We start from the raw sequence: 10,727 nt of genomic DNA, 5'->3' as shown, positions 1-10,727 counted from the left end.
GAGGCATCAGGGTGCTGCGGCCGCCCTTGCCGCCCACGGTGGCATAGGACTTGCGGACGCCGATGGCCTTCTGGTTGCTCATGAGGATCAGGGCGGCCAGACCCACCAGAACGATGCTCATGGCATAGCCCACGGCCTGGGGACCCTGGTCGATGAACACCCGCATGCGGGTGGCCAAGGTGTAGTAACCGATGCGGTTGCCCAGGTTGGCCGCCACGCCATATGTACCGATGGACTTGGACACGGTCATGACCAAGGCGCTGAGCACGGAGGGCAGGATCAGGGGGAGTGTGATATGGCGCAGGATCTGGGCCTTGTTGGCGCCCTGGATCTCACCCATCTCCTCCAATTCGGAGTTGATGGAGCGGAGCGCGCCGGATACCTGAATATAGGAGAAGGCGTAGTAGTGCATGGACATGCACAGCACAATGGCGATGGGGCCGTAAGCCAGCACGTCGGGAATGGGAATTCCAAGACCTGTCAGGAAGCCGTTGGCGCCGCTGGTGGGGGTGCGGAACACGGCCAGCCACGCCAGAGCCTTGGTCCAGGAGGGGATCATGTAGGGCACGGTGATCAAAATGCCCAGGATCTTCTTGCCGGGGATGTCGGTGCGGATCATCAGCCAGGCCAGCACCGAGCCCAGGGGCACGGAGATCAGCGTGGTGAAAAAACCGCAGACGAAGGAGTTGAGCAGCGGCTTCCACAGCACGGCCTTGGACATATTGCTGACGGCCATATACCACCAGTAGTACATGGTGAACTGGCCCACCTCGCCGTCCACACGGCGGAGTTCACCCTCCGCCAGGGTAAAGGTGGATTTGATCATGGTCAGCAGGGGGATGACGATCAGGCAGAACAGCACCACGAGGCTGACCAGCACGATCATGTTGAAGGGGTTGCGCAGAACGTTCAGGATCAGGTTTTTAAGCCTTGTTTTCGTCAGGGGTTTTCTGGGAAGATCTTTCTTTGCCACGGTAACACCTCTTTCTGATTACTGCGGGGGATCGCTGGGGCATGAATCAGTCTTCTTTTTCCTCAACTCTCGCTCTGTCTCCACAAATCCGCGGTGATCAGGCGCAAATTTGTGCAAACGTTTGCGTTTTCGTATTTTCATTATAGAGAGTTTTACCGCCTTTTGTCAATTGATATGTTCCCTATTTTGCGGTGGGATTTTTGGCCATTTTCACAAATGTTGTGAATACTATCCAAATTTATTGTTCAAGTTTTTACATTTTGCCGATTGACTTTTCCTGCACCTTTGGATACGTTTTCGTTTCTCCCGCCGGGAAACACTCACTCTGCCGCCCGGGACAGCGAGGCGTAAACGCCTCCCGCCGCCAGCAGTTCCTGATGGGTTCCCGCCTCCGCCACGCCGCCCTGATCCAGCACCAGGATACAATCCGCCCGGCGGACAGTGGCCAGACGGTGGGCGATGACAAAGCAGGTTCTCCCCTGCCGCAGCCGCTCCACAGCCAGATTGACCTCCCCCTCCGTCTCCGTATCCACGCTGCTGGTGGCCTCGTCCAGGATGACGATGTCCGCGCCGGTGAGAAAGCACCGGGCGATGGCCAGCAGCTGCCGCTGGCCCTTGGAGATGCCTGCCCCCTCGTCGGCGAGAACGGTGTCGTACCCCTGGGGCAGAGAGGTGATGAAGCGGTGAACCCGGGCGGCCTTGGCGGCCTCCACGATCTGCTCCCGGGAGGCCCCCTGCGCGCCGTAGGCAATATTCTCGGCGATGGTGCCGCCGAAGAGCCATGTGTCCTGGAGCACCAGGGCCAGACGGCGGCGCAGCCCGTCCCGGGTATACTCCTCCAGGGGCACACCATCGATGGAAATGGAGCCGCTCTGGGGACGGTAGAACCGCAGCAGCAGGGAGACCAAGGTGGTCTTCCCCGCCCCGGTGGGCCCCACCACCGCCGCCAGACTTCCGGCGGGAATACGGGCGGTGAAATCCCGCAGTACAGGCCGGTCCGGGTCATAGCCGAAGTCCACATGGTCGAAGGAGATGTCCCCCCACAGCTTCTCCGGCTCCACGGCACCGGGGATGTCTCCCGGCTCTGGCTGTTCATCCAGCAGGTCCAGCACCCGCTCCGCCGCCGCCGCGCTGGACTGGAGCTCACTCAAAAGGTTGGCAGCCTCCCGGATGGGGCTGGAGAACTTGCGCGAATACAGCACAAAGGAGGAGAGGTTGCCCAGGGTCAGCCCGCCCCCCAGGTACAGCAGTGCACCGAACATGCTGACCGCCGCCAGAGAGAGGTTGTTGATAAAGTTCACCGACGGCCCCAGAGAGGCGCTGGCCCGGTCGGCCTCGTAATAGGCCTCCGAGGCGGCGGCGTTGTATGCCTGAAACTGCTCCAGGTCCGCCGCCTCCACGCCGTAGGCCCGAATGGCCCGCTGGCGGCCCACCCGCTCTTCGGCAAAACTGTTGAGAGCTCCCAGCTCCCTGGAGCGAAGGCGAAACAGGGGGTGGATGCGCCTCATCTGAAAACGGGTGAGAAAGAGGGACAGCGGCACCGTGACGAAAAAGACACAGGTCAGCCGGGGGGAGATGGCCAGCAGCATCAAAAAGGAGCCCCCCACCGTCAGGGCGCTGGTGCATAGGTGGAGCAGATCCGTGGAAATGGCGGCGTTCACGGTGTCCACGTCATAGCACACCCGGCTGACCAGATCGCCTGCCGGGTGGGTGTCGAAATACTCCACCGGCAGCTCGCTCATGCGGTCAAAGGCAGCCTTCCGCAGATCCCGGGACACGGACTGCCCCACCTTGATGATCCGGGCGGACACGGCGTAACTCAGCAAGGAGGAGAGCGCGTAGCAGGCCAGCATCCCGCCGCAGGCCCGGAACACCCCTGGGAAGTCCACCGCCCCGGGGACGGTGCCCACCGCGTCCACCGCCCGGCCGGACAGCAGCGGCGCCGCCAGGGACAGCAGGCTGGAGAGGACCGTCAGCCCCAGGCACAGGGTCAGCCGCAGGGCGTAGGGCCTCAGAAACCGGGCCAGCCGCCGCAGAATATGCCGTTTCACAGCAGCACCCCCCTTTGAAGCTCCGCAATATGCCGGTAGCGGGCACAGCGCTCCAGCAGTTCCCCATGGGTTCCCTGGGCCGTGACCCGGCCCTCCTCCAGCACCAGGATACGGTCCGCACAGCGCAGGGAGGCCACCCGCTCGGAGATCACCACCAGCGTCACACCGGGGCAGTCCCGGCGGATGGCCCGCCGCAGGGCGCCGGCGGTTGCGTAATCCAGGGCGCTGTCAGCGCTGTCCAGCACCAGGACAGCGGGCTTCCCCGCCAGGGCCCGGGCCGTCAGCAGCCGCTGCCGCTGTCCGCCGGAGAGGTTCGCTCCCCGGATGTCCAGGCGGCTGTCCAGCCCCTCCGGCAGCCCCTGGATGAAGTCCCAGGCCTGGGCGGTTTTGGCCGCGGCGATCACGTCCTCCCGGGGGATGTTCCGCAGGAAGGAGATATTTTCATACACGCTGTCGTTCAGCAGCGCCTCGTTCTGGAACACCACGCCGAAGCGGCGCTCCTCCCCGGGAACGCTGTTCACATCCCGGCCCCCCACCCAGACAATGCCTTCTCCGGCGTCATACAGGCGCATCAGCAGAGCCGCCAGGGTGCTTTTTCCGCTGCCGGTGGGGCCCAGGATGCCCAGGGTCTCCCCCTTTCCCAGGGTGAAGCTCACGTCCGCCAGGTCCCTCCCTATCCCCTGGTAGGAAAAGGAGACACCCTCCATCCCCAGCTCCGCCTCCGAGACTGCCTCCGAGGGCCGGAGGGGCTGGTCCTCCGGCTCCAGCAGGATCTCCTCAATCCGCCGGGCGGAGGCCGCCCCCTTGCTGATCCGGATGAACACCTTGGCGATCCCCAGAGTTGCGGTCTGGATCAGGGTGAAATAGGACAAAAACGCCACGATCTGGCCCGCGGGCATCTGCCCGGCGTTGACCCGGAGGGCTCCCACCAGCACCACCAGCACCAGTCCCGTGTTCAACAGGAGGTCCGTCAGGGGATTTGCGGCGGCCATGACGCAGCCGGCGGTCTCCTCTGCCCGGCGGGCGGTCTCATTGGCCTCCCCGAACCGCTGCCGCTCCCTGCCCTGGCAGGCCAGGGCCTTAACCACCCGAACGCCGGAGGCGTTCTCCCGAATAATCCGCACCACCGTGTCCCCGGCCGCCTGGGCCGCGGCGTAGTGGGGGATGCCCCGGCGGGTCACCTGCCAGATGGTCAGGAAGGTCAGAAGGCTCACCGCCAGCTGCACCGCCGCCAGGGCCGGCTCCAGCAGAAAGGTCAGCGCCAGTCCCCCCAGCACCAGCATGGGAGCCCGGATACCGCCCCGCTGCACCTTGTCGAACATCTGGTGGACGTTGTAGGTGTCATTGGTCAGCCGGGACACCAGAGAAGAGGTGGAAAACCGGTCCATCTGGGCGCAGGAGAGGCGCTGGGTCCGGCTGTAAAGGTCTTCCCGCAGGGTCCGGGTCACCTCCATGGACACCCATGCCGCCATGCGGTTGGCAGTGATGTTGCAGAAGGCCGCCCCAAAGGCCAGTGCCGCCATCAGTCCGCCGCAGAGCCAGATGGCGGCCAGATCTCCGGCAGGGACGCTCACGTCCACAATGTGCTCCAGCAGCAGCGGCAGCACCAGCTCCAGCAGTGCCGCGGCAAATTTCACCGTCACCCCGCAGGCCACACGGCGGCTGTGGGGCCGCAGGTATCCCAGCACAGTGCTCATCTCAGCGCCTCCTCTCTTCTTTATTAAGGAAATCATACCATATCACAGCGTCAAGTCAATCCGCAAATTGTTGTAATGCGCAACTGTTTTTTGCAAAATCCGTTCATATGGAAACCAGCGGGGCGGGCGGGGCATAGGCGCTCCTGTCAATGGCAATGTCCTCGCCGAAGCAGAGGCGCACAGGTGGTTTGAAATTTTTCTGGAAGCAGCTGCGCAGATATGATATACTGGTAAAACTCAACAAGCGGAGGTTATCATACTGTTTGACCGCTTTGAACAAGATCAGGGGGCAAGTCGGGAATTATGTGTTCAATATAACTCCATACTGCCGCCTGCCCTATTGAATGTCTGGCAAAAATACGGATTTGGAAGTCTGTTGGACGGTTATCTGAAAATGATAAATCCAGAGGAATATCAAGCGCTGCTCCATGACAGCTACGTTTTAAGCAGTACCGCCATTCCAATTTTTGTTACTGCTTTTGCTGATATTCTGACCTGGGAAAAAGGTCGATATATCCGCATTATCAAGTACAAAGAAGGCCTGTTTGAGGGGATTGCCGCCGGCTTTGATTTCTTTTGGGACGATTTAGCTGACGGCGTTTTCGACACGGCGCATTTCGAAATCCCAACCTATGAAGCAGCGGTCTAAAAATGGGGGGCCGCTTCAATTTGATGAATGTTTCGGATATACGCCGCTTCTTGGGTTGGGCGGGAGCAGAAAAGTGGACAACCTGCGAAAAGTGAAAATCACGGAACATATTGATTTGATTACGCAGTCAGCCGGGAAGGTCGGAGCGTGATGACCGCTGGCTGACGGCATTGCAGTCACCCCAACAAAAAGAAACCGGGTGGAAACCGTGGGATTAGCTTATTTTTTCTTCTTCATTATGATACTGGGTGCGGCAGGGACGGCAGTCGTCCTATTGATTGCGGCGTGGGAGATTTGGAAAAGGCCCCGTTTCAAAATCCTGGCAATTATCCTGCTGCTTTTGGCCGGGTTATGCGCCGCCGCGGCGTTTTACATGCTGGCAATCATTTGGCGGGAACCGCCTTGGGGATTTTATCTCTAGGGCAATTCTCAGAAGTAAAGCAGAGGACGGCCATGAGGCCGTCCTCTCGATATGTACCTCAAAATCCCCGGCGCTTCAGGTCCGCCGCCATCTTCACATAGAACTCCCGCACGTCGAACCCCTTGATATTCTCCCGGTTCAAATCCACCACGTCGCCGTGGGTAATGCCCCGCTTCCCCTCCGGCTCCAGGAGGGTGAACCTCTCTCCCCACTTGGCGGACTCGACGGAAACCAGTCCGTCGTTGAGGCCGTCAAAGTGCCTGACGATGGGGTAAGTCATGTTCAGGGGGAACTTGCCGTGCCGGGCCTTCTTACAGTAGGACATAACACTCTCATACACCACGCCGGGGATGTCCGGCGTCACCCCGTTTCGGGCGAGGCAGGCGCTCTCTGTCAGGTCCGCCACCGCCGCCAGAAAATCTGGGTTGGGATCTCCCACCTGCCGCAGCGCGGCGTTGTAGGCCGCCGCAATCTTCTGCCGGACGGCCTCCGGCACCTTGCCCAGCAGGTACTCGGCGAAGATACAGCCCCGGTGGGGCGTGTTGATAGTGGTCAGCGTGGCTACATAGGGGGCCATGGAGCAATGGGAAATGGCGGCCCGGCTGTCCAGCCCGCCCTTGGAGTGGGCGATGATGTTCACTTTTTCGCAGCCCGTCTCCTTCACGATCTGCCGGATGCGCTCCGCCAGTTCCCTGCCGCTGTCCTCCACCGCCGCCGCGGACTGCTGCTGTCCGTAGTAGACCGTGGCCCCGTTGCGGATCAGTTCTTTCGGGATGCGGCCCCAGTAGTTGAGATACCGGAAATCCCGGAAGAACACACCGTGGACCATCAGGAGGGGATATTTCGTTTTGCAGATCTCGCTCTCCGTTCTGGTCTCGTCCAGCTCCCATTTCTCCGTCTCAAATTCCGCCTCATCCCCGGTAATGCGGATGATCTTCGCCAGATACCACAGGTTCACCAGCGGGATCCAGCCGCACAGCGCCGCCAGAAGGCGGTGCTTGATGCCCAGCTGCACGGAGGTGAGGTAGACCCGGATCATGCCGTTCCAAAAGAGGACGCACAGGGAGAGGACCACAAGAAGCAGGTCCAGAAGAACCATAAACGGCACCCCGTCCTCACCCCCGGTCCAAAACACCCACCACAGCCAGGCCAGTTGGAGACAGCAGGTCAGGGCAAAGCCGGCGGCAAACAGCCGCAGCAGCTCACAGCCCTCCGCCAGACGCTGAATCCGCCGGGTGGGCGCAGTCCTCGGCAGAGGACGCAGGTTGATATAGATAAACGCCGCCAGCAGCGCCACCCAGCACAGCGGGGCAGCGGCGGCGCTGACGGCCGGCCAGGAGAGCGGAAGCGAGATCAGCGCCAGGTAATTGGCCAGCAGGCACAGCAGCAGCGTATAGACGGCCCTTCTGACATATTTCATAATCTATCCCTCTTTCCCCCGCTCAATAGGAGCTGATATCCAGGCTCTCGTCGTCCGTGCCCTTCTCGATGGCCCGGATCTCCACAAAATACTTCGTCTGGGGGTCCACCTCCACCTGGACCCGGTCCCCCGCCTGATGCCCCAACAGGGCCTTTCCCACCGGGGACTCCTTGCTGACAAGGCCCTTCAGGGCGTCCTGGCGCAGTGTGGTGACGATGCGGATGGTCATCTCCCGCTTGATGAGCTCATTGTAAATGGTCACGCTGGCAAAGAGGCCCACTGTGTCCTCGCTACCTTGCACCTCGATGACCCTGGCGGTGCGGATCATCCGCTCCAGGTAGCGGATGCGGCTGTCATTGCGGTTTTTCGCCTGCTTGGCGCACTTGTACTCAAAGTTCTCGCTGAGGTCGCCGAAGGCCCGGGCGGTCTGCACCTCCTCGATCAGCTGGGGCCGCAGGACCCGGATACGGTGGTCCAGCTCCTCCCGCATTTTCTTAATATCCACCTCTGTCAGTTCCTCGTACACAAAAACACCCCTCATTGTCTGGTATTTTCCAATACTATATTAATAAGATACCATATTTTTTCTCTGTTGGAAAGCCCGTTTTTATCATAGGCTCTTGACTTGGACCCCGCTCCATGCTGTATAATGAGAATTACACGGCATCTGAAAGCGAGGACACCCATGAATGACCCCCGGTCTACAACCGAATTTCTGCTGGTCCAGTGCCGGCGGTATCCCGCCCTGCGGCCCCAGGACCTGCTGAAAGCCCTGCACCAGAGCGTATTCGGCTGCGGCCACTTCGTTACGGACGAGGCTGCGGGCCTGCGCCTTATTCAGGAGGAGCTGGCGGCGTGCTCCGCCGGTGAGAACGGTCCCGCTCTGGAGATGCTGGACGGCGGCTTTTGCCGGCTGCACCTGCGGTATCTGGCGCAGACCGGCCTCACCCCCCGGACGCTGCAGCGTCTCTTCGCCCTGTCTGCCGAAGTCCCCGCTGGGAGCCCTTCGGCGCTGGAGGAAAAGCTCCGCCGCCTGCTGTCTCTGGCCCGGGAGGGGCAGCTGCCCTTCTCCTGTGAGGAAACCGCTCAGGCGGTGTCAAACTGGCGGAAAGCCGGCTTTCCCACCTGCCGCCACTCGGAGGAATTCCGCCGGGCTTACGCCCCGGCCTACCGGGTGGTCCGGCGGGAATACGTCCGCCTTCTGCCCCTGCTGGCCGCTCTGGACCGGCAGCTGGAAGAAAAAAAGCAGGTGATTCTCGCCCTGGAGGGCGGCAGCGCCGCAGGCAAAACCACCCTGGCGGCCCTGCTGGAGCGGATCTGCCCGGACAGCCATGTGTTCCATATGGACGACTTTTTCCTCCGCCCAACGCAGCGGACGGCGGAGCGGCTGTCGGAACCCGGCGGCAATGTGGACTATGAGCGATTTTCTCAGGAGGTCCTGCTGCCTCTGACCCGGGGCGAGACGGTCCAATACCGGCCCTATGACTGCCATACCCGGACGGTGGGCGGTCCCACCGCGGCAGCGCCCAGGAAATTGAGCATTGTGGAGGGGGCATACAGCATGCACCCGGCCCTGGCGGGCTGCTATGACCTCTCCGCCTTTTTGCGCATTTCCCCAGAGCTGCAAAGGGCCCGCATCCAAAGGCGGAACGCTCCGGAGGCCCAGGCGCGTTTTTTCAGCACCTGGATTCCCCTGGAACAGCGGTATTTTGAGGCCACGGACACGGCGGGCCGGTGTGATTTGATTCTGGAGGCGGATACATGAAAGTAGTCGTGATCGACGGCCAAAGCGGCCGCATGGGACAGGTCCTCATCGAGCGGGTCAAGGCCGCCGCCCTGCCCTGTGACATCGTGGCCGTGGGCACCAACGCCATCGCCACCTCCGCCATGCTGAAGGCCGGAGCGGACGCCGGCGCCACCGGTGAAAATCCGGTGCTGGTGAACTGCCGGGACGCGGACGTCATCGCCGGTCCCATCGGCATCCTGGCCGCCGACTCCCTGTTGGGAGAGGTAACTCCCGCCATGGCATTGGCTGTGGGCCAGAGCCCCGCCCGGAAGCTGCTGCTGCCGGTGAACCACTGCAACAATGTGGTGGTAGGCACCCAGTCCATGACCCTCTCCAAGCTCATGGACGAGGCGGTGGAGCTGCTTCGGGCCATGTGTCCGGCGGCAAACTGATCCTGCGCAGCCCTCCGGCCAAGCCGGAGATATTACATAGAGTCCCCTGCTTTTCCAATCGCGCCATGAAGGCGCGGCCTCCCGTTCAAGACGGCAACACATCTATTTGAAAGGGAGAACGGCACTATGAAAAATCTGAACACCAAGAACCTGGTTACGGCGGCTGTCTGCCTGGCCCTGTGCATGGTCCTGCCCTTCCTGACGGGGCAGATCCCCCAGATTGGCAGCGCCCTGAGCCCCATGCACATCCCTGTCCTGCTGGCGGGCTTCCTCTGCGGACCCTGGTGGGCCATGGCGGTGGGGGCCGTGGCGCCCCTGCTGCGCTTCGCCCTGTTCCACATGCCTCGCATCTTTCCCACAGGACTGGCCATGTGCTTTGAGCTGGCGGCCTACGGCCTGGTGTCCGGCCTGCTGTACCGCACCCTGCCCAAGCGTCCCGTCAACATCTACGCCGCCCTGACCGGCGCCATGCTGGCAGGCCGGGTGGTCTGGGGCGTAGTCCGGGTGCTTCTCAGCGGCGTCTCCGGAGAACCCTTCACCTGGACCATGTTCATGGCGGGGGCGTTTTTGAACGCTGTCCCCGGAATGATTGTCCACATCGCCCTGATCCCCCTGCTGGTGATGGCCCTGAAACGGGCCGGCTTCTTCGGGCGGACGGCCCCCCTTCCCGCCTGATTTTTTCAAGCTGAACCAAACGAAGGCACAACGGCCAAGCCGCTGTGCCTTCAGTCTGCGAAAATACGCGCTCATTTGCCCGGCCGGAAAGAAACACGAGGCCTTGTTTGAAAAATGTCAAAACGCCCAATCGACGGTCCCTTTCCCATTTTGCTTTATTCCACTTTATTTGCCATAAGTCCTAAAAACCTCGCCATTGGCGAGGTGTTCTGTCAGACTGAGAAGTGAGGACGGCTCCGCCGTCCTCACTCCTTATATTTATACCATTTTCTCCGGCCGGACCGTCTCGTCAAACTCCTCCGCCGTCAGAAGCCCCAGGGCCAGCACCGCCGCTTTCAGCGTCGTGCCGTCCCGAAGGGCCTTCTTGGCGCACGCCGCCGCCTTTTCATAGCCGATCTTCGGCGTCAGGCAGGTCACCAGCATCAGCGAGTTGTTCAGGTTTTCCTCCATCCTCTCCACGTTGGGGACAATTCCCTCCACGCAGTGGGTCTGGAAGGAGTCCATGGCGTCCGAGAGCAGGCTGGCAGACAGCAGAAAATTATAGGCCGATACCGGCAGAAACACATTCAGCTGGAAATTTCCCTGGCTGGCGGCAAAGCCGATGGCGGCGTCGTTCCCCATCACCTGCACCGCCGCCATGGTGACCGCCTCGCACTGGGTGGG

The 10,727-nt window shown here is 61.6% G+C and carries 10 protein-coding genes and 1 pseudogene; 5 read left to right on the top strand and 6 right to left on the bottom strand.

What is annotated here, in order from left to right; genetic code table 11:
- From QZ326_RS08605 to QZ326_RS08595, 3 genes are all read right to left on the bottom strand, one after another.
- Positions 1-973 (bottom strand): iron ABC transporter permease (locus QZ326_RS08605; protein WP_295743972.1); only part of this gene is annotated, 973 nt, incomplete at its 3' end.
- Between the two features lie 320 nt (positions 974-1,293).
- Positions 1,294-3,024: an ABC transporter ATP-binding protein gene (locus QZ326_RS08600; protein ID WP_295743970.1), complete on the bottom strand. Its 1,731-nt coding sequence runs from the start codon at positions 3,022-3,024 to the stop codon at positions 1,294-1,296.
- Positions 3,021-4,721, bottom strand: a complete 1,701-nt coding sequence (locus QZ326_RS08595; RefSeq protein ID WP_295743967.1) for an ABC transporter ATP-binding protein — start codon at positions 4,719-4,721, stop codon at positions 3,021-3,023. The genes QZ326_RS08600 and QZ326_RS08595 overlap by 4 nt, the downstream gene beginning before the upstream one ends.
- A 340-nt stretch (positions 4,722-5,061) precedes the next feature.
- Between QZ326_RS08595 and QZ326_RS08590 the strand changes: the two genes are divergently transcribed.
- Both QZ326_RS08590 and QZ326_RS08585 read left to right on the top strand, forming a co-directional pair.
- Positions 5,062-5,370 (top strand): GAD-like domain-containing protein, encoded by a 309-nt coding sequence (locus QZ326_RS08590; RefSeq protein ID WP_295743964.1) that lies wholly within the window; start codon positions 5,062-5,064, stop codon positions 5,368-5,370.
- A complete protein-coding gene (locus QZ326_RS08585; protein ID WP_295743962.1) occupies positions 5,354-5,521 on the top strand; it encodes a T6SS immunity protein Tdi1 domain-containing protein in 168 nt (55 codons plus the stop codon). The genes QZ326_RS08590 and QZ326_RS08585 overlap by 17 nt, the downstream gene beginning before the upstream one ends.
- A 328-nt stretch (positions 5,522-5,849) precedes the next feature.
- On the opposite strand, the gene QZ326_RS08580 is transcribed toward QZ326_RS08585, so the two are convergent.
- Both QZ326_RS08580 and greA read right to left on the bottom strand, forming a co-directional pair.
- Positions 5,850-7,211, bottom strand: a complete 1,362-nt coding sequence (locus tag QZ326_RS08580; RefSeq protein WP_295743959.1) for a triacylglycerol lipase — start codon at positions 7,209-7,211, stop codon at positions 5,850-5,852.
- 22 nt (positions 7,212-7,233) lie between these two features.
- The gene (gene greA / locus QZ326_RS08575) at positions 7,234-7,737 is read right to left on the bottom strand and encodes a transcription elongation factor GreA (protein WP_295743956.1); all 504 of its coding nucleotides are present in this window, start codon (positions 7,735-7,737) and stop codon (positions 7,234-7,236) included.
- 159 nt (positions 7,738-7,896) lie between these two features.
- Between greA and QZ326_RS08570 the strand changes: the two genes are divergently transcribed.
- The 3 genes from QZ326_RS08570 to QZ326_RS08560 all read left to right on the top strand — a co-directional run bounded on the left by QZ326_RS08570 (position 7,897) and on the right by QZ326_RS08560 (position 10,064).
- Positions 7,897-8,976, top strand: a complete 1,080-nt coding sequence (locus QZ326_RS08570; RefSeq protein ID WP_295743953.1) for a uridine kinase — start codon at positions 7,897-7,899, stop codon at positions 8,974-8,976.
- Complete coding sequence (locus QZ326_RS08565) at positions 8,973-9,389, top strand: DUF3842 family protein (protein ID WP_295743950.1); 417 nt, start codon at positions 8,973-8,975, stop codon at positions 9,387-9,389. Before QZ326_RS08570 ends, QZ326_RS08565 begins: the two co-directional genes overlap by 4 nt.
- 126 nt (positions 9,390-9,515) lie before the next feature.
- On the top strand, positions 9,516-10,064 hold the full coding sequence (locus tag QZ326_RS08560; protein ID WP_295743948.1) for an ECF transporter S component: 549 nt from the start codon (positions 9,516-9,518) through the stop codon (positions 10,062-10,064).
- Between the two features lie 258 nt (positions 10,065-10,322).
- Here the strand turns inward: QZ326_RS08560 and QZ326_RS08555 are convergent.
- Positions 10,323-10,727, bottom strand: a pseudogene (locus QZ326_RS08555) (class II fumarate hydratase); the annotation flags it as partial.

The sequence above is a fragment of the uncultured Oscillibacter sp. genome, assembly GCF_910587525.1.
Lineage (GTDB): Bacteria > Bacillota > Clostridia > Oscillospirales > Oscillospiraceae > Oscillibacter.
The sequence above is the reverse complement of the archived record's forward strand: the minus strand, read 5'-3'. Positions and strand labels throughout refer to the sequence as shown.

What these genes read in the sequence shown, in the direction of transcription:
- QZ326_RS08595 (WP_295743967.1), bottom strand. Translation starts at nt 4,721, where the DNA reads ATGAGCACTGTGCTGGGATACCTGCGGCCCCACAGCCGCCGTGTGGCC.
- QZ326_RS08580 (WP_295743959.1), bottom strand. Translation starts at nt 7,211, where the DNA reads ATGAAATATGTCAGAAGGGCCGTCTATACGCTGCTGCTGTGCCTGCTG.
- QZ326_RS08570 (WP_295743953.1), top strand. Translation starts at nt 7,897, where the DNA reads ATGAATGACCCCCGGTCTACAACCGAATTTCTGCTGGTCCAGTGCCGG.
- QZ326_RS08565 (WP_295743950.1), top strand. Translation starts at nt 8,973, where the DNA reads ATGAAAGTAGTCGTGATCGACGGCCAAAGCGGCCGCATGGGACAGGTC.
- QZ326_RS08560 (WP_295743948.1), top strand. Translation starts at nt 9,516, where the DNA reads ATGAAAAATCTGAACACCAAGAACCTGGTTACGGCGGCTGTCTGCCTG.
- QZ326_RS08585 (WP_295743962.1), top strand. Translation starts at nt 5,354, where the DNA reads ATGAAGCAGCGGTCTAAAAATGGGGGGCCGCTTCAATTTGATGAATGT.